General features: G+C 41.7%; 16 protein-coding genes and 1 pseudogene. 13 read left to right on the forward strand and 4 right to left on the reverse strand.

Annotation, left to right across the window (positions count from 1 at the left end; translation table 11 throughout):
• The first annotated feature begins 41 nt into the window (after positions 1-41).
• Positions 42-515 carry a CreA family protein gene (locus CAG57_RS06290; protein WP_161439512.1) on the forward strand — a complete coding sequence of 158 codons (474 nt, stop codon included), beginning with the start codon at positions 42-44 and terminating at the stop codon, positions 513-515.
• A gap of 111 nt (positions 516-626) precedes the next feature.
• Positions 627-2,350: pseudogene (locus CAG57_RS06295) on the forward strand (EAL domain-containing protein).
• On the opposite strand, the gene gcvT reads toward CAG57_RS06295, so the two are convergent.
• Positions 2,322-3,452, reverse strand: coding sequence for a glycine cleavage system aminomethyltransferase GcvT (gcvT, locus tag CAG57_RS06300; protein ID WP_170886921.1), 1,131 nt, complete (start codon positions 3,450-3,452; stop codon positions 2,322-2,324). The pseudogene CAG57_RS06295 and the gene gcvT sit on opposite strands and share 29 nt — an antisense overlap.
• 601 nt (positions 3,453-4,053) lie before the next feature.
• Between gcvT and gcvH the strand changes: the two genes are divergently transcribed.
• From gcvH to cspE, 4 genes are all read left to right on the forward strand, one after another.
• Positions 4,054-4,434 (forward strand): glycine cleavage system protein GcvH, encoded by a 381-nt coding sequence (gcvH, locus tag CAG57_RS06305; RefSeq protein WP_161433949.1) that lies wholly within the window; start codon positions 4,054-4,056, stop codon positions 4,432-4,434.
• A gap of 135 nt (positions 4,435-4,569) precedes the next feature.
• Entirely contained in the window at positions 4,570-7,434 is a 2,865-nt protein-coding gene (gene gcvP, locus CAG57_RS06310) for an aminomethyl-transferring glycine dehydrogenase (protein WP_161426864.1), read from the forward strand.
• Between the two features lie 118 nt (positions 7,435-7,552).
• On the forward strand, positions 7,553-7,789 hold the full coding sequence (locus tag CAG57_RS06315; RefSeq protein WP_099612364.1) for an RNA recognition motif domain-containing protein: 237 nt from the start codon (positions 7,553-7,555) through the stop codon (positions 7,787-7,789).
• Positions 7,790-8,119: 330 nt separating this feature from the next.
• Complete coding sequence (gene cspE / locus CAG57_RS06320) at positions 8,120-8,332, forward strand: transcription antiterminator/RNA stability regulator CspE (RefSeq protein ID WP_099612363.1); 213 nt, start codon at positions 8,120-8,122, stop codon at positions 8,330-8,332.
• A 69-nt stretch (positions 8,333-8,401) separates the two neighbouring features.
• Here the strand turns inward: cspE and CAG57_RS06325 are convergent, their stop codons facing one another.
• A complete protein-coding gene (locus CAG57_RS06325) occupies positions 8,402-8,716 on the reverse strand; it encodes a DMT family transporter (protein WP_161430429.1) in 315 nt (104 codons plus the stop codon).
• Positions 8,717-8,930: 214 nt separating this feature from the next.
• Positions 8,931-9,791, reverse strand: coding sequence for a DMT family transporter (locus tag CAG57_RS06330; protein WP_161433788.1), 861 nt, complete (start codon positions 9,789-9,791; stop codon positions 8,931-8,933).
• Positions 9,792-10,103: 312 nt separating this feature from the next.
• Between CAG57_RS06330 and CAG57_RS06335 the strand changes: the two genes are divergently transcribed.
• A complete protein-coding gene (locus CAG57_RS06335; RefSeq protein WP_337247026.1) occupies positions 10,104-11,360 on the forward strand; it encodes an aromatic amino acid transport family protein in 1,257 nt (418 codons plus the stop codon).
• A gap of 156 nt (positions 11,361-11,516) precedes the next feature.
• Positions 11,517-11,738 carry a hypothetical protein gene (locus tag CAG57_RS06340; RefSeq protein WP_099612361.1) on the forward strand — a complete coding sequence of 74 codons (222 nt, stop codon included), beginning with the start codon at positions 11,517-11,519 and terminating at the stop codon, positions 11,736-11,738.
• Positions 11,739-11,789: 51 nt separating this feature from the next.
• On the opposite strand, the gene CAG57_RS06345 is transcribed toward CAG57_RS06340, so the two are convergent.
• Positions 11,790-12,038 (reverse strand): DUF1289 domain-containing protein, encoded by a 249-nt coding sequence (locus CAG57_RS06345; protein WP_161430960.1) that lies wholly within the window; start codon positions 12,036-12,038, stop codon positions 11,790-11,792.
• Positions 12,039-12,146: 108 nt separating this feature from the next.
• Between CAG57_RS06345 and CAG57_RS06350 the strand changes: the two genes are divergently transcribed.
• The 5 genes from CAG57_RS06350 to CAG57_RS06370 all read left to right on the forward strand — a co-directional run bounded on the left by CAG57_RS06350 (position 12,147) and on the right by CAG57_RS06370 (position 16,860).
• A complete protein-coding gene (locus CAG57_RS06350; protein ID WP_099612359.1) occupies positions 12,147-12,590 on the forward strand; it encodes an META domain-containing protein in 444 nt (147 codons plus the stop codon).
• 175 nt (positions 12,591-12,765) lie between these two features.
• Complete coding sequence (locus CAG57_RS06355; RefSeq protein ID WP_161430958.1) at positions 12,766-13,911, forward strand: ABC transporter substrate-binding protein; 1,146 nt, start codon at positions 12,766-12,768, stop codon at positions 13,909-13,911.
• A 9-nt stretch (positions 13,912-13,920) separates the two neighbouring features.
• Positions 13,921-15,594, forward strand: a complete 1,674-nt coding sequence (locus CAG57_RS06360) for an ABC transporter permease (protein WP_161433757.1) — start codon at positions 13,921-13,923, stop codon at positions 15,592-15,594.
• Positions 15,591-16,238, forward strand: a complete 648-nt coding sequence (locus CAG57_RS06365; protein WP_099612356.1) for an ATP-binding cassette domain-containing protein — start codon at positions 15,591-15,593, stop codon at positions 16,236-16,238. Before CAG57_RS06360 ends, CAG57_RS06365 begins: the two co-directional genes overlap by 4 nt.
• Positions 16,231-16,860 carry a CDP-alcohol phosphatidyltransferase family protein gene (locus CAG57_RS06370; RefSeq protein WP_099612355.1) on the forward strand — a complete coding sequence of 210 codons (630 nt, stop codon included), beginning with the start codon at positions 16,231-16,233 and terminating at the stop codon, positions 16,858-16,860. Before CAG57_RS06365 ends, CAG57_RS06370 begins: the two co-directional genes overlap by 8 nt.
• The last annotated feature ends 2 nt before the right edge of the window (positions 16,861-16,862 follow it).

Consider the following 16,862-nt stretch of genomic DNA (forward strand, 5'->3'; position numbering starts at 1 on the left):
CATCACTCCATTCGAAGAACAGCCTCTTAGCGAGTATCAATATGAAAAAAATAGCATTAACCCTTGGCTTATCTGTATTACTTGTAGGATGTGATAATAACGAAGTGGGCGATGTGTCGCTTGGTTTATTCACAATGAAAGATATTAAAATTGCATCGTTAGATGATCCAATTGTGACTGGGGTTACCTGCCATATTGCCTCGATTGAAGCTAACTTAAGCCTTGCAGACCCGAGTGACAGTTCTATCTCATGTCGTCAAACCGGCGAAATCACGCCTGAGATGATCGCCAAAATTGATAAAAGTAAATCCGGTGACGTGGTCTTTAAGCAATCCAAAAGCATTTTCTTTAAATCAATGAAAGTCCGCCGTATCTATGACTCAGAAAATCAAACGCTGCTTTATCTATCCTATTCAACCAAAGAAACATCAGGGAGCTTCAAGCATAGTTTATCAACCGTGCCACTCTGGGGAACACAAGCTTATCGCAATGAAGCCACTGTACCTCAAAGCTAAAGTAACGCATGCCATAAACGAGGATGTTGTTTAAAATTGATTCATTGAGCCTAATTTTACTTGGCGTTATAGTAGGTTACCTACAATGGTCAAACCCCTCGGTGTATTAATATGTTGTTAACAGAAGGCTCTTCAACCAAAAACCAGCACACCTTTCTTAAGTATCAACAACATCGTCTAATTCATATTTTTGACCTATTCAGTGAAGGAGTTTTTCACATGGGGGTTGATGGAAGCATGACCGTTTATAACCCCCAATTTTATGACCAATTTGGGTTTTATCATTCCACAATTTCTTATCAGGATTGGCTATCCATCGTTCATCCAATTGACCGAACAAAACTTGAACAACGCGTAAAGCAGCATTTAGAACAAGAATCACGAGTTACCACAGAGTATCGAGTCAAGCGAAAAAATGGCCAATATTGCTGGATTCTCGGTACTGCAGTCACCAAGACCGATCAAGGGGAGCGATTTATGGTCGGTAGCCACCGTGATATTTCTGATCAAAAAAAGCTGAACTCTTTTTTACATCAAGCCGCCTTTTATGATTCAGCATCTGGAATGGCCAACACAACCAAACTACTGCGTGATATTAATGACATTAAATGCCATGCCACCTCACCTCAAGCAACCTTGATTTATATTCAAGTTGAAGATATCAAATCCTACCTTAACCACTATGGTTCCGATGTTATCCAACATATACTTCACCATATGAATCGAGCGCTCAGCACGTTAATACATTACGACGCAACTCTTTATCGAGTGCGCACTGATGATTTTGCTATTTTGCTCCGCTCATCAAAGAATCAAACCCAGCTTCAAGCGCTATGCCATACCATTCTTGAACGCTATGCTCAGTCTGCTCAAGAACAAGGGCACCTTTTGGGAGATAAAATGAATATTGGGGTTTATCCCAATTTCTCTCTTGAACACGATGCCGCACAAATTCTTAATATTGCCTCTCGAACCTGCCAATATGCGGAAGAAAAGAGTGATTCTCGAATTGAAATTTATAGCGGTCAAACGCAACAAGCCGTTGATCGATTTTTTTATATTGAGCGAGGGCTAAAAGAAGCATTATTCCAACATTCGCTTTCGGTGAAATTTCAACCGATCATTGAGGCCAAGACCGGCAAGGTAGCCAGCTTTGAAGCGTTAGTTCGCTGGCGTTCGGTGAAATTTATCCTGATGAGTTTATCCCTTTAGCTGAAAAAAAAGGGTTGATTACCGAGTTAGGTTACCAAGTGTTTGAACAAGCTTGTCGATTTATCAGCCAGTATCATGCTGTCCATGGCGTCAGCACTCGGATCAATATTAACGTCTCTGTTTTACAGTTATTAAACAGTAACTTCCCTGTCAATATCAAAATGATGGCTGATGCGGCCGGTGTTGCTCCGTCGTTAATTGTGTTAGAACTGACCGAAACTGTCATTTTAGATGGTAATCGTCATGCAATCCGCCAGTTAAACACACTGAATGAGATGGGATTTCAACTCTCATTAGACGATTTTGGTGCTGGTTTAAGTTCAATCTATAGCTTTTTCGATTTGCCACTCGACCAAATTAAAATTGATCGTACGATGGCTTTAAAAACGCTGATCAATCCAGTCTCAGAACAGTACCTTAGTTTTATTATCCAATTGTGCCATTCCAAAGGCATGGCTGTCGTGATTGAAGGGATAGAAAACGCAAACATGCAGCAAGCATTCGAAACGATGGGAGTTGATTACCTGCAAGGCTATTGGTTTGCTAAACCTTTATCGTTTGTCACAGCAAGCCGTTATACCTTGCTTGGTATCCTTAACCGCGAAAATAACGCTGTGGTATAAAAGGCATTTTAACCACCCGCATCGCGATCCGCTTTCCACGAACCTCTGCAAAAATCGTTTGATCAATAACCGCCCAATCGCTGCGTACATAAGCCATGGCAATCGGTTTTTCTGCACTCGGCCCAACCGTTCCGCTGGTAACGACACCAATTTTATTTCCTTTTTCGTCAAATAGTTCCGTGCCTTCTCGAACGGGGACTTTCGTTACTCCCACTAATCCGACCCGTTTACGAGTCACCCTTTGGCTTTCAATTTGATGCAAAATCACCTCTGCGCCAGGGAAACCACCTTCCCTTGCTCCACCATGACGGCGTGCTGGAGAAATCGCCCACATTAAACCGGCTTCAACCGGGGTGGTCGTTTGATCCAAATCATGCCCGTATAAACACAATCCACACTCGAGACGAAGTGAGTCTCGAGCGCCAAGCCCTATCCATTCAACCTCATCGGCATTCATTAATGTTGAGGCAAAGGTAACCGCTTGTTCAGCAGGTAAAGAAATTTCAAAGCCGTCTTCTCCGGTATAACCACTACGGCTAACAATGCAATCAATGCCGTTGATTTCCATTTGCTGAATATCCATAAAATGTAATTCATGTACTTTAGGTTGCCAACGAGCCAATACATTTGCCGCAGCCGGGCCTTGCAGTGCCAATAATGCACGATCATCGACGACATCAACGATGACATCACTGGGTAAATGAGTGCGTATATGATCAATGTCTTGTTGTTTGCAGGCAGCATTAACCACTAAAAACAGATGATCACCTAAGTTGGCAATCATAAAGTCATCTAAAACGCCTCCTTGTTCATTGGTGAATAAAGCATAACGCTGTTTGCCGATGGAGAGATCTATCACATCAACCGGAACTAATGCTTCTAACGCTTTTGCAGCATTTGAGCCAGATAGGCGTAATTGCCCCATGTGAGAAACATCAAATAATCCAGCCGCTTGTCGTGTATGTAAATGCTCTTTCTTAACGCCTAAAGCATACTGAACGGGCATAGCGTAACCGGCAAAAGGAACCATTTTAGCGCCCATTGCTAAATGCATAGCGTGTAAAGGAGTCACGCAAAGATCGTGAAAAGTCTGCAGAGCCATTGCTATCTCCATGACGTTTAATTCAAAAATCAACGCGCAAAAAGCGCGATCAAGTCAACATTTTCAATCATAAATAGAATGCGCTGATTGTTCATGGCCAACAACCTTTACTCATAAATATGCATTACATTTAACACCAAGATCACATTTAACTGAATTCACTGAACTAAGAAGCCTTATTTTTCAATCGATAACCAACTTAAACACCATAAAATATTTATGATTAGACACTCAATACATTTTACTCACCCGTTGATAACAACATCAAACAAAACAACATTAAACAAGGGAACTGGTTGTACATGGGGCATCCGGAATTCAAATAACGCCTTGTTATGTCGTTAAAATGTGCTTTCTGTAACAAAAAACAGCCTGAGATTTCTTATAAAAAATTTTTAAATTGAACGCCTATTTATGAAATAGTATGTTATTAATTTGTTAGTAGATAAAATTCCTATCGATTCGGTGATCGATAGCGCAAAAGTTCTCACCTAGCTGTTGCAAACTTGGGGTTGGTTTAACAGCCAATCACGCAAGAAAATAGAGAACGTTATGACTCTCTATCCGTTGAGTATTTAACCGTATACAGGAGACAACACAAATGGATAAAACGCTTAAATTTACCGATAGCCACGAGTGGGTTCGTGATAACGGTGATGGGACAGTAACGGTCGGTATTTCTGAACATGCGCAAGAAATGCTCGGTGATGTAGTTTTTGTTGAATTACCTGACATAGACAGTGAATGTGATGCAGGTGATGGCTTTTCTTTAGTTGAATCAGTCAAAGCCGCTTCCGATATATACGCTCCGGTCTCTGGTATCGTTATTGAAGTCAATGATGAACTTTCTGATAGCCCGGAGCTCATCAATGAATCTCCTTATGATACAGGCTGGATTGCTAAAATTAAGCTATCAGACCCCGCAGAACTCGACGATCTTAAAGATGCGGATGAATATCTCCTCACCATCGAAGAAGAATAAAGAAGAATAATTAACTTATGATAGATCAACGATAAAGCGACCTTTGTCCATGGGTGGCTTTGTTGATTGTGGACTTGAGGTATCGGCGCTGATTCAACGAACTTCACTTGTTGCGATTTTAAAAGGTAAAGAAAAATGACCACACTGCTTGACAGCTTACAACCCAAGAATGAATTCATCGCTCGTCATAACGGGCCGAATACAGCAGAACAAGCCAGCATGCTCGATGTGGTTCAAGCGAAAAACCTTGAAGAATTAATAGCGCAAACCATTCCTAAAAATATTCGCTTAACGGCACCACTCACACTTTCAGAGCCAGAAAGTGAAGCAGAAATGCTCGCCCATCTCCAACGTTTTGCTCAACAAAACCAGCTTAAGCGAACTTTTATTGGTCAAGGGTATTACAATACCTTCACACCCAGTGTCATTTTACGCAATGTTTTGGAAAATCCTGGCTGGTATACCGCTTACACCCCCTATCAACCAGAAATATCTCAGGGTCGATTAGCCTCGCTGCTTAACTTCCAACAAATGATCATTGATTTAACAGGGATGGAGATTGCTAATGCTTCGTTACTCGATGAAGCAACAGCAGCAGCAGAGGCGATGACGCTTTGTCACCGAGCTGGGAAAAGTAAACACAACACTTTTTTTGTCGCCGATGATGTCCATCCTCAAACCATTGAGGTAGTAAAAACACGAGCCGCTTTTCTTGGATTTCATGTGCAAATCGGCCCGCTTGATAGCTTGACCCAGCAACCAGCTTTTGCCGCTCTGTTACAAAACCCCAGCACGACAGGAGAAGTGCGTGATTTAACTGCAATTATCAACAAAGCCCACGCTCAAAATACCCTAGTCACCGTCGTCACCGATTTACTTGCTTGCACCGTGATTAAACCGGCCGGAGAAATGGGGGCTGATGTGGTAATTGGCTCCGCGCAACGATTCGGTGTCCCCATCGGTTATGGCGGCCCTCATGCAGCTTTTATGGCTACACGTGAAACCTATAAACGTACCATGCCTGGGCGAGTAATTGGAGTCTCTATTGATAGCAAAGGCAATCAAGCACTGCGCATGGCGATGCAAACCCGAGAGCAACATATTCGACGAGAAAAAGCCACCTCCAACATTTGTACCGCACAAGCTCTATTAGCCAATATGGCTGGGTTATATGCGGTCTATCATGGTCCAGATGGGCTTAAAAAAATTGCTCGTCGAACTCATCATTATACTGCCATCCTTGCGGCAGGACTGACAAAAGCCGGATACGAATTGGCTCAGCATACTTTTTTTGACACCTTGACGCTCCAGACCGGCGATGCAACAGAAAAATACTACCAATTAGCTTTGGAGGCCAATATCAATTTGCGAAAATGGCCGCATCAGTTAGGGATCAGTTTTGATGAAACAACGACCTTAGCCGACATTAAAACCTTATTTGCTCTTTTTGAGGTCGAAGCATCGATTGATGACCTATCGACTAAAATTGCCGAAAATGAATTCGCCGCCATTCCTCACTCATGTCAGAGACGATCCAACTATCTGATGCATCCAGTATTTAATACCTACCATACTGAAACGCAGATGATGCGCTATCTAAAACAATTAGAGAACAAAGATTTTTCTTTGACACATGGCATGATTCCACTGGGTAGCTGCACCATGAAATTAAACGCGGCAGCAGAAATGATCCCTATCTCTTGGCCCGAATTCGCGTCGTTACATCCATTTGCACCTAAAGAACAAGCTGCTGGATATGCTGCGTTAGCTGATGACCTAAAACATAAATTGTGTGAAATCACCGGTTATGATGCCTTTTCTTTACAGCCCAATTCAGGCGCATCGGGTGAATATACGGGGCTAATTGCGATCCAACGTTATCATCAAAGCCGTGGCGAGGGACATCGCAATGTTTGTTTAATTCCCAGTTCAGCTCACGGTACAAACCCTGCGACAGCATCCATGCTATCTATGAAGGTTGTTGTCGTGCGCTGTGACCGTCTTGGTAACATTGATCTGAGCGATCTTTCAGAAAAGATTAACATATACCGCGACCACCTTTCTGCCATTATGATTACTTACCCGTCTACACATGGCGTCTATGAAGAACAGGTCCGCCAAGTCTGTGAACAGGTTCATGCTGCCGGTGGGCAAGTCTATCTGGATGGGGCGAATATGAATGCGCAAGTTGGCTTAACGTCGCCGGGTTTTATTGGCTCTGATGTTTCTCATCTGAACTTGCACAAAACGTTCTGCATTCCTCATGGCGGTGGCGGCCCAGGTGTTGGACCGATTGGGGTAAAATCCCACTTAGCGCCTTTCCTTCCGGGTCATATTCAACAAGGCGGGGATGGCGAGCATTTTTCAGTATCGGCTGCACATTTAGGCAGTGCCTCCCTGCTCCCTATCTCTTGGGCTTATATTACCATGATGGGAGCACAAGGCCTTGAACAAGCGACTCGATTGGCGATATTGAATGCAAATTACATCATGGAACGTTTACGGCCTTATTACCTTATTCTTTATCGAGGGGTACATGGACGAGTCGCTCATGAATGTATTATTGATATCCGCCCCATTAAAGAGCAAACTGGGATTAGCGAGGAAGATATTGCGAAACGCCTGATGGACTACGGATTTCACGCACCAACGATGTCTTTTCCCGTCGCAGGCACTCTCATGGTTGAACCAACAGAATCAGAAAGTCTTGCCGAACTGGACCGCTTTTGTGAGGCGATGATAGCGATTCGCGAAGAAATTAAGCAGATCGAACTCGGCCATTGGTCGATCACAGATAATCCATTGGTCAATGCCCCACACACATTGATTGATTTAGCACAAGACAAATGGTCACATCCTTACTCAAGAACACAAGCGTGTTTTCCATCTTCCCATGTTAAAGCCAACAAATATTGGCCAACCGTTAACCGGGTTGATAATGTCTATGGTGACCGTAACCTTATCTGTTCTTGCCCTGATGTTGAACACTATTTAAAGTAATAAAGCAGAAACTTAAAGTAAAAAGCAGAACGTGCCAAATAACATTTACTGGGATTGTCTTGGTTTCTGAACCATTAGCTGCGACAATGGTATGTCAATCCATACAAGATCAATTATCATGAAACTGTTAGTTAGAAACCTTGCTCGTACCACGACTGAGCATGAGTTAAGAGTACTCTTCACCGATTTTGGACAAGTGACCGAGTGTACTTTAGTCCTTGACCAAGAAACTGGTCTATCAAAAGGTTTTGCCTTTGTAACGATGCCAAATGATGATGAAGCAAAATCAGCCATCAGCGCACTTAACTTAACGTTATTCGCTAAAAGTAAAATTCGGGTAAAAAAAGCGGATTAACAATTGAGCAGGACGAGAAGATCTCGTCCTGTAACATTCACTGTCTATTGCTACTTCTAATGCGTACCATATTTCGCTCTCATCCATAATCATTGAGATGTATAAATTCAAATAATAAAAAAATAGTGCTAGCTATTTAAATTACTCCGTGTATAGTATCACTCGGCTCTTAAAGAAGAGTTGTTAATGTAAATTCAGTGTAAGTTTAGTGTTATACAAGTCGCGAAACCTTTCGTTATACCTGTGTCAACTGCACCTAGATCGACCATTCAATAGCTTGTCTCAGCCAAAAACTAATTCAATTAACACTTAAGATATATAGAGGTGACTATGTCTGGTAATACGACTGGTACAGTAAAATGGTTCAACGAAACTAAAGGTTTTGGTTTTATTTCTCAAGATAACGGCGGTAAAGATGTATTCGTACACTTTAATTCTATCGTTTCTGATGGCTTCAAAACTTTAGCTGAAGGCCAAAAAGTGAGCTTCAACGTTGAAGAAGGCAAAAAGGGCCCACAAGCGACTCAAGTAACCGCTCTGTAAGTCTATATTGCTATTATAATTGCAAAACGCAGTGCCTCAGCACTGCGTTTTATTTGGTTCAACAAAACGTTAAGACGCAAATTTCATTCCAATAATACCTAGCACAATCAATCCTAAGCTTGCAATTTTTACCATGCTAACGGGCTCTCCCCAAAAGACCAGACCTACGATAGCCGTTCCTACAACACCGATACCAACCCACACACTGTAGGCTACCCCTAACGGTAAGGTTTTTAATGATAAACCCAACAAAACAAAACTTAACACTAAACAAGCCAAAGTAAGTATTGAAGCGACAGGCTTACTAAACCCTTCGGTATATTTAAGGCCTGCAGCCCAAGCCACTTCACTCAAACCTGCAATAAAAAGTATCAACCAAGCCATAATTCGACCTCTGTTATCAATAGGGCCGTCCCTTGAATGACAATAGAGCGGTAAGGTCGTCCTTACTTCTAAATAAATCGATAAAACATCAAAAAGTCTGTATCCGCGCCAAATAGCATAATTAAACGTTTTTATCGATAAGTCGTATCTTACACACTAAAAAATCCCCTATCTAGCCCGTCCTCTACTCACTCCGTGCAAAGTAGTAAGCTAATTAGCGTTGTATCCAAGGTATCCGGTAAAGCAGTAGCGCTGCAAGTAATAAACTGCATCCAACAATTTTATTAAACGGCAGGCTTTCATGATAAAACCAAACGCTGAGTAATAAGGTCCACACGGGCTCTAACAGCATCAACAACGCTGCATTCGCGGGATGTGCTTTTTTTTGTCCGATTGTCTGCATTAAATAACGTAAACTGGTCGCTAACAACACGCTTAGTGTAAACCATTTCCAAGTTCCTAAGCTTATCGTCTGCGGCCAAGCTTCCAAGAAAAACGATAATAATAAACCCACCATACCGGCAGTAAACAACTGTAATGTGGTCAATAGCATGGGAGGTAACTTCGCTGAGCATTGGCTATTAAAATTAAAATGCAAAGCCAAGCCAAATGCAGCGATAAGAAACCATAGTTGGTTAGGTGCTATGTGCCATGCGCCGTTCCAAGAAAGCAAAAAAAGTCCAAGCACAGCAACCGGTAATGAAAGCCAAAACGCTCGGTTTGGTTTAAGGCCAAACAAAGGCCATGCTAGGAGTGGTACAAATAACATGGATAAACTCATAATAAATGCGCCTTCACCCAGTGTGGGACTGATTGAAATCGCATATATCCAGCAAAAAATTGAGCCGCCCAAAAACAGCCCCACCCCCATTGCTTTAAAACAATCCTGACGGGTTGCCTGTTTGAATGCAGAAAAGCAAAAAGGGGCTAAAATACACGACGCGGTCACAAAGCGTAATCCAATAAAGCCAAATGGCGGTAAACCTTCGATTGCCTGCTTGGAAAACACCCACCCAGCAGCAGCAAGCATGGTTGTGATGATCAAAATCAGTTCAGAGCGGAAGTTAGCAAACATAATTTAGGGTCTGAGCCTTTCGGAGTGAAAGAAATCGATTGTGCGATATTTTAACGCTCCTCTCAAGCCAATTAAATAACTCACAACCGCATAACACATTACGTCATCTAAAAAAACAACAAAAATAAGAATATAAAACCAATAATAAACCATAAAAACAAGACAAAAAACTATGAAAAAGACATTAACCCGGTTTCATTGAATTTAAAATCAGCAATAAAATAGTGTATTTAACTACCAAGCCAAAATGACCATATTATCTATTTATGGTAACGTAATTAGAATTAAGATTTGAATATGGTTTTACATTCAGTGAAAGAATCTGCCAAAACTCTAAATTTCAGCACTACAAATAATAATCCCGAATGGAATACACACGATACGTATTGGTTACTGAGCCTATTTGGTACCGCTGTCGGCGCTGGAATTTTATTCTTACCGATCAATTTAGGATTGGGAGGATTTTGGCCTTTAGTGATCTTAGCCTTGCTCGCTTACCCTATGACTTATTTGTCTCATCGTGGCTTAGCTCGCTTTGTACTTTCTTCCCAACAAAATCAGGGAGATTTTACTGATGTAATTCAAGAACATTTTGGCGTGAAAGTTGGTCGTACTATTTCTTGGCTCTATTTTTTATCTATTTTTCCTATTTTACTAATTTATGGGGTTGGCTTAACGAATACCGTTGAGAGCTTTCTTGTTCACCAAGCAGCCGTCACTCCGCCACCTCGAGTATTACTTTCCGGCTTTCTAGTGTTGATCCTCTTTTCAATTATGTTAGGTGGAGAAAAAGTGATGCTACGTGCGTTTGCTGTGATGGTTTACCCCTTAGCCGCAATATTACTCACGTTATCACTGTATCTCATACCACGTTGGAATATGCCTTCACTCACGCTTCCTAATCTCACTGAATTTACCCAAACTTTATGGTTAGCAATTCCTGTGGTTATTTTTTCCTTTAGCCATGCAGCAGCCATATCAAGTTTTGCTCATATCCAGCGTCGCCATTATCAACAAAACGCATTACTCAAATCAGAGCAAATCCTCAAACGTACCAGTTTATTACTGATTGCTTTTGTCTTATTGTTTGTATTCTCTTGTATTTTAACCCTTTCACCCGATCAATTGTTAGAAGCTAAAAAACAAAATCTCTCTATACTTTCCTACCTTGCTAACGTAACGCATAACCCACTGATTGGAGCATTTGGGCCATTTATTGCTTTTATTGCCATTACGTCTTCCTTCTTAGGACATTTTCTTGGTGCAAGAGAAAGCCTCAATGGACTCATAACCAAACATACCCGTCTTTCTTATTCGATTGCCGATAAGGTCGGTATTATTTTTCTCTTTCTCACTATTTGGATAACCGCCATTCTGAATCCGAGCATTTTGGGCATGATGGAAGCATTATCTGGCCCAGTCATTGCTATTATTCTTTTTATTATGCCAATGGTTGCCGTGTACAAAGTGCCATTTTTACAGGCTTATAAAAAAAGCTTCAGTACCTATTTTATTTTTGTCAGTGGCGTATTGGCCGTTTCCGCCCTGCTCTTTCGATGGCTCAATTAATTTCCCCACACTAAAGAACAGATTTATCAATGAAAATAGAAGGAAAGATAAGTTATTTGAATTGGATTAGAAAATATATGGCATAGACTGTGTTGACTAAGAATTAACCAAGTTCTACCTTATTATGTAGTCTTGATCACATTCGGAGGACCACCAATGAAACGCACCAGCCCAAGTTATCGTCTTCAAATGATAAAAGAAGTCGCTAATCGTCATCAATCAACTACCACTGATCCAATGGCCGACTATATTCAAACCCTTCTTAATAAAAAAAATGCCCATCCAACCCAAAAGCCAGAAAAAAAACGGATTTTTTCTGGTCTTCATTTTGACGAACATGCAGGTGGTTGGGTCAGTGACCGTTGGGTAACGAAATAGTTGCCATCTAGCGGTTTATGAGCATGAATGTCATAGCGTTTAATGACTCATTCAAAACAATTCATGCTGTGGGTTATCCATTTCAACCTGAAGTGAATGTTTAACATCACTGGCACGTTTTTTCCGCTGATAACGCTGACAACAAAGATGGATAATGTGTAGTTGTTGAGCTGGGGTCATCTCTAACCAAGTAAAGCGTTCTTCTCTCTTACGCATACACCCTTGACAATATCCCTTATCATCAACAACACATACGCCAATACACGGACTAGGAATTTGGAAAAACTCTAATTGCTCCATAGAGGCTCCTTTATCATTTCCTATTGACCAACCAATGACTTTATTTTGACAGAAACCACGTTTGATTAACTATACTAACCAAGTTTTTCATATTGGGAGTGTTGATAAATGAAGCTTAGCGCAAAAACTTTATTGGTTGCAATGGCTCTACCTGTTTTGGTTACTGCGTGCGTAAGTAATGTTGACCAAGCACAAATAACCGTAGATGATCTACAGCATCATAATTGGCAACTAACCCATATTGATGGCCAACAGTGGGTTAAGAATGAGCATAATGAGATACCACGTCTTGAAATTGGCGAAAACATGATGGCAAGTGGAAATGCAGGTTGCAATAATTTCTTTGGCCAAGCTGAGTTAAAAAACAATCAGTTCCGTATTGAAAAAATGGGCATGACCATGAAAATGTGTATTGGTGACGCGATGGATACGGAACAAACCGTTTCTCAATCACTCTCAGATTGGAGCCATGTTACCCTTTCTGATAATACATTAATTCTAAAAAATGATGCTCATACCTTAACGTTTACTCTACGCGATTGGGTTCAATAACATAATTGGGTTCAATAGCATAAAGGATGGCAGCTCCATGCTGCCATCTTCATAAGCTCTACCTTATCGATCGCTGCATGATTCAGTTTTTAAGTATCAGATGCATCATCGATAAGATTTTTTCTCATTTTTCATCCATAATAAGTGATAAATCATTACGTTAATTAGGATAACTATGAGAAAGCTGCTTTCATTTTGCCTCGCTTGCCTGCTCTCTTTTTTTGCTCAAGCACAATCTTGGTCTGAGGTGGTTGAAGACGCAAAAGGACAAACCGTCTATTTTCATGCTTGGGGTGGAAGCCAAGAAGTCAATCAATACCTTCGCTGGGCGGCTCAACAACTCAAAACTCAATATGGGGTAAAGCTTGTCCACGTTAAAGTCACCGATATTGCAGAAACGACTAGTCGATTAATCGCAGAAAAAACCGCAGGACAAAATAAGTTAGGAAGTGTCGATTTAGTCTGGATTAATGGGGCTAATTTTAAGTCGATGAAATCTAACCACCTATTATACGGCCCTTTTGTTCAACAGCTTCCAAACTGGCAGTTGGTTGATCAGTCACTACCCGTTAATGAAGATTTTTCAGAACCGACCGAAGGTTTAGAAGCGCCATGGGGCGTTGGGCAGCTAGTTTTTATTTACGATCGTCACAGATTGAATAATCCACCACAAAGTTTTGCAGAGTTGTTAAGTTATGCACAAGCCTTCCCTTATCGCATTACTTACCCTCGCCCTCCTGAATTCCACGGTGTCAGCTTTCTAAAAGCATTACTGATTGAATTAACCCATCATGATCCATCGCTGGCTCTGCCGGTTGATGATGCTTCATTTCCTCTTATTACCGCTCCATTATGGAATTACCTAGATAATCTTCACGCTGTCGCATGGCGAAGTGGTAAACAATTTCCCTCAGGTTCTGCAGAAATGATTCAACTCTTAGATGATAAACAGATTGATCTCGCTGTCACATTTAATCCGAATGCAGTTTATGCCGCACAGGCATCTGGAAAATTATCAAAAAACACGGCCAGTTATGCGATGGATATGGGAGCACTGACCAATATCCATTTTTTAGCGATACCTTGGAATGCCACGGCTAAACCTGGCGCACTGGTCACGATCAATTTTTTACTCAGTGCCGAAGCTCAATCTCATAAAGGCGACTTAACGATCTGGGGCGATCCCAGTGTTATTCAAGCTCAGTACTTAAAGACAACACCATACAATTCAATTCGTTATCCATCTATCGCTGAGCCTCATCCCAGTTGGCAAACCGCACTCGCTCAAGCGTGGCAAAAACGCTATGGCCAAGCCAAGTAGCCATTATTCATGATGTTACGATTTGGTTATTGTTCGGCGATTTTTATTTGCATTGCGCCTATTGTTCCGGGAGTTCTGGGGCTGGTGAGTTCGGCGTTTTCTTTCATTCCTGCATTAGGACTTAATCAAATCAATCTTACCGGGTTTATTGAACTAACACAGTGGGCTGGTCTTTCCCACTCATTAGGATTATCGATCAGCTCTGCATTAATAAGCACCTACCTCGCATTAGCCGTTAGCTTTGCTATTTTATCAACCTTCTGGAATCAAAAACGTTGGTACCGAATTGAAAACTTACTCTCGATTTTACTCGCGTTTCCTCATGTCGCATTCGCGATTGGTTTTGCTTTTCTGTTTTCACCCACCGGGATGGTTGCACGACTTCTGCACTTAATAACAAATGATTTAATGAGTACACAAAATAGCACATGGTTAGTGCATGATCCTCATGCATTAGGGCTAACGCTTGCGTTAACTTTTAAAGAAGTGCCGTTTTTGCTTTTCATGAGCCTACCCATTTTACAGCAACTCAACGTATCATCTTTACTTTCGACGGGAGCCTCTTTAGGCTATTCACCACCTCAAACTTGGCAAAAGCTCATCTTCCCTCTATGGCTAAGCAAAATGCGTTTTCCTCTTTTTGCGGTGATTTGCTATGGCATATCTGTTGTCGATATGAGCTTAATTTTGGGGCCTAATACGCCACCAACATTCGCCGTATTAGTATGGCAGTGGTTTTCTGATCCTGATTTACAAAGACTACCACGCGCCGCTGCCGGTGCCATGCTGTTGATGTTTACTGCGATAGCAATGCTAGGTGTCGTTACGCTAATCGAGTACTTTCTTTTAAAGCGTTACCGACGATGGATGTGGTCAGGACGGCATAAACACTGGATTGCTGGTCAACCACTACTGATTATATTAGCGAATACCTTCTTGCTAATGATTCCCATCATGCTGATCTGGAGCTTGACCCAACGCTGGCCATTCCCAGCACTCTGGCCACAGCAACTGAGTTTACAATTTTGGCAATTAGAGTGGTCTACTCTAGTGCCTATCCTTTATAACAGTATTGAAATAGCTTTTATCAGTGGTAGTTTAGCGCTTGTTTTTGCGCTTATTACTCATGAATATCACTTAAAGGCCAAGTCTTCAATACCGACCTATATCTTGGTATTATCATTATTAATCCCCCCCATTTCATTATTATTTGGTTTACAAATCATCACCTTGCTCTTTTCCGCACACAGTTATCGGCTGTGGGTCATCTGGGGACATCTATTTTTTGCTTTTCCCTTTGTCTATCTGGCGTTAGCTGGGCCTTGGAAAAGCTATCCACTCGACTACAACAAAATAGCCGCAAGCTTGGGTAAAACACCTTGGCATATCTTTTGGCGCATCAAAATTCCACTTCTCATTCCTGCCATCGGTTATGCTTGGGCTGTTGGTGTGAGTGTCAGTTTGGCTCAATATTTACCAACATTAATGTTAGGTGCTGGGCGAATTACAACCATTACAACTGAAGCCGTTACGCTCTCCAGTGGTTTTGATCGCCGCGTGATAGCCATTTACGCATTATGGCAAACGCTACTACCCTTCTTCTTTTTCTTACTTGCCATTATAGTCAGCCGGGGTTATTCATACCAACGACATATAAAGCATCACAGAAGTAAAATGTTATGAGTTTTTATTTGCATGATTTATCCCTCCAACATCGTGCTGGCAGAATCCTGTTAGAATCATTTAATCTCAGCATAATCACTGGTGAAATAGTCAGCTTAATGGGGCCAAGTGGTTGTGGAAAATCGACCTTACTCAGCCTCATTGCAGGTCACATTGATCCGGCCTTCACTTTTTCAGGGGAGATCATACTTGATGGATGCCGATTAAATTCACAACCGCCTTATCAACGCAACGTTGGTCTATTATTTCAAGACGACTTACTATTTCCTCATCTACGTGTATGGGAAAATTTGGCTTTTGCACTCCCTAACACGATAAAAGGCCAACAAAGAAAAGAAATAGCATTGTATACATTAGCAGACGTTTCGTTAACCTCTTTAGCCGACGCTTTCCCTCAACAGATCTCGGGCGGCCAAAAAGCTAGGATCAGTTTACTGCGTATGCTACTAGCAAAACCTAAACTCGCTTTACTTGATGAACCATTTAGCAAGCTAGATAAAGCCCTCCGCGATCAATTTCGTGACTGGGTATTCGAGCAACTGCGTCACTGGCAAATTCCAACCTTAATGGTGACACATGATGCTGAGGATGTGCTTCATTGTGATCGCATCATTCACTGGCCAAAGGAGATAACTCATGCTTGATCGCTATACCGTTCCTGCTGTTCGGTGGCCTCTCTCTAAACTCGCACACATTCTTGACTCGGTGAATATTACTGCGAATCAAATCACCGTATTTGGTTTTCTCTTGGGGAGTTTAAGCTTACCTGCATTATTATTTGAACAGTATTTGTTGGCATTATTATTAATTTTAATCAATCGTATTTGTGATGGACTAGATGGTGCCGTTGCTCGTATACAAGGCTTAACGGATGCGGGAGGATTTCTCGATATTAGCCTCGACTTCCTCTTTTATGCATTAATTCCTTTTGGATTCGTCCTCGCAAACCCAGAAGCGAATGCGGTTGCTGGAGCATTTTTGATTTTTTCATTTATTGGTACAGGCAGTAGCTTCCTTTCTTTTGCTATCATGGCTAGCAAACGAGATATTATCAACCCAAGCTACCCCCATAAATCGCTCTATTATATGGGGGGACTAACCGAAGGAACGGAAACCATCGCCTGCTTTGTACTGTTTTGCTTGTTTCCTAACAGTTTTTCTTTAATTGCCTATTTATTTGGCGCTGCTTGTTGGCTAACCACCTTGACTCGACTGTATTCGGGCTACCATACTCTGCGTCACCCCTCCAGCCATCAACAGGAGTAAAA

Source organism: Vibrio sp. V30_P3S12P165 (assembly GCF_009904905.1).
Lineage (GTDB): Bacteria > Pseudomonadota > Gammaproteobacteria > Enterobacterales > Vibrionaceae > Vibrio > Vibrio fujianensis.

Excerpts from the sequence above, each read along its gene's own strand:
- CAG57_RS06365 (WP_099612356.1), top strand. The coding sequence starts at position 15,591 with ATGAGTTTTTATTTGCATGATTTATCCCTCCAACATCGTGCTGGCAGA.
- cspE (WP_099612363.1), top strand. The coding sequence starts at position 8,120 with ATGTCTGGTAATACGACTGGTACAGTAAAATGGTTCAACGAAACTAAA.
- CAG57_RS06355 (WP_161430958.1), top strand. The coding sequence starts at position 12,766 with ATGAGAAAGCTGCTTTCATTTTGCCTCGCTTGCCTGCTCTCTTTTTTT.
- CAG57_RS06350 (WP_099612359.1), top strand. The coding sequence starts at position 12,147 with ATGAAGCTTAGCGCAAAAACTTTATTGGTTGCAATGGCTCTACCTGTT.
- gcvT (WP_170886921.1), bottom strand. The coding sequence starts at position 3,452 with ATGGCTCTGCAGACTTTTCACGATCTTTGCGTGACTCCTTTACACGCT.
- gcvP (WP_161426864.1), top strand. The coding sequence starts at position 4,570 with ATGACCACACTGCTTGACAGCTTACAACCCAAGAATGAATTCATCGCT.
- CAG57_RS06315 (WP_099612364.1), top strand. The coding sequence starts at position 7,553 with ATGAAACTGTTAGTTAGAAACCTTGCTCGTACCACGACTGAGCATGAG.
- CAG57_RS06340 (WP_099612361.1), top strand. The coding sequence starts at position 11,517 with ATGAAACGCACCAGCCCAAGTTATCGTCTTCAAATGATAAAAGAAGTC.
- CAG57_RS06345 (WP_161430960.1), bottom strand. The coding sequence starts at position 12,038 with ATGGAGCAATTAGAGTTTTTCCAAATTCCTAGTCCGTGTATTGGCGTA.
- gcvH (WP_161433949.1), top strand. The coding sequence starts at position 4,054 with ATGGATAAAACGCTTAAATTTACCGATAGCCACGAGTGGGTTCGTGAT.
- CAG57_RS06290 (WP_161439512.1), top strand. The coding sequence starts at position 42 with ATGAAAAAAATAGCATTAACCCTTGGCTTATCTGTATTACTTGTAGGA.
- CAG57_RS06370 (WP_099612355.1), top strand. The coding sequence starts at position 16,231 with ATGCTTGATCGCTATACCGTTCCTGCTGTTCGGTGGCCTCTCTCTAAA.
- CAG57_RS06330 (WP_161433788.1), bottom strand. The coding sequence starts at position 9,791 with ATGTTTGCTAACTTCCGCTCTGAACTGATTTTGATCATCACAACCATG.
- CAG57_RS06360 (WP_161433757.1), top strand. The coding sequence starts at position 13,921 with ATGATGTTACGATTTGGTTATTGTTCGGCGATTTTTATTTGCATTGCG.
- CAG57_RS06325 (WP_161430429.1), bottom strand. The coding sequence starts at position 8,716 with ATGGCTTGGTTGATACTTTTTATTGCAGGTTTGAGTGAAGTGGCTTGG.